Here is a 1,155-nt window from a genome sequence, read left to right on the forward strand (position 1 = left end):
AGCCGTGTTCACACCGCCAATAATGTCACCGGTTTGCGTACCGGCTACAACGCCGGTAATTTCTGCGGCATCGGCACCATCAACATCCGCACCACCGACATCGGTTCTGACATTGCCTGTTGCATTGGTATCGGCATCAGTTGAGTCTGTATCGGCGTTGGCCACCGGCGCCGTATCGGTAATCAGAATATCGAGACTGTCACTCGCGGTGGTGCCATCACTGTCTGTGACAACAATCGCAAAGTTGTGAACCACCTCGGCACCACTGTGATCTTGTGAGGTGCCTGCTGGATCGTAGTTGTACGTCACCACGCCAGTAGCGGCGTTGTAATCAGTGATGGTTAGAACGCCATTACTATTGCTGACCGTAATGTTGGTGGTTGAAGCATTGTTGAGTGCAGCCGCCGTAATACTTTGACCCGCAATGCTGAGTGAACCTAAACCATCCGGCGCTGTGATCGTAAAGGTGTTTCCAGTTAACGTTCCGTCTTCAACAACACTTTCGTCACCGGTAGCGCCAGCGTTGTTGTCGGTAATCGTAACGGTTGGTGCACCATCGGTGGTTCCGGTAACGGTAATGGTGACCGTCGTAGTTGAGAAACTGCCGTCGTCATCTTTTAAGGTGTAGCTGAACGTGTCCGTCGCGGTTGCACCTTCGGCCAAAGCGGCTGCGCCGGCACCTGGGGTGTAAGTGTAGGAACCGTCCGCTTGAATCGTTAAGGAACCGAGTGTTCCGGTAATGGCCGTGTTCACACCGCCAGTAATGTCACCGGTTTGCGTACCGGCTACAACGCCCGTAATTTCTGCGGCATCGGCACCATCGACATCGGCACCGCCCACATCGGTTCTCACATTACCCGTTGCATTGGTATCGGCATCGGTTGTATCTATGTCGGCATTGGCAACCGGTGCGGTATCAGTGATCAGAATGTCGAGGCTATCACTCGCGGTGGTGCCATCACTGTCCGTGACAATTACCGCCAGGCTATCGACGACTTCACCACTATTGTGATCCTTCGATGTTCCACTTGGATCGTAGTTGTAAGTGACCTCACCGGTTGAAGCGTTAAAGTCGGTAATGGTCAACACGCCTTCTGGTGTATTGATGGCAATGTTGGTTGTTGAAGCATTGTTGAGTGCAGCAGCGGTAATTGA

1 protein-coding gene is annotated in these 1,155 nt (G+C 52.9%); it reads right to left on the minus strand.

The genetic code is table 11. From position 1 onward, the window contains the following. A partial coding sequence (locus tag ABWW03_RS19905) for an Ig-like domain-containing protein (RefSeq protein WP_353411425.1) occupies positions 1–1,155 on the minus strand: 1,155 nt, incomplete at both ends.

The organism is Pseudoteredinibacter isoporae (genome assembly GCF_040372805.1).
Classification (GTDB): Bacteria; Pseudomonadota; Gammaproteobacteria; order Pseudomonadales; family Cellvibrionaceae; genus Pseudoteredinibacter; species Pseudoteredinibacter isoporae_A.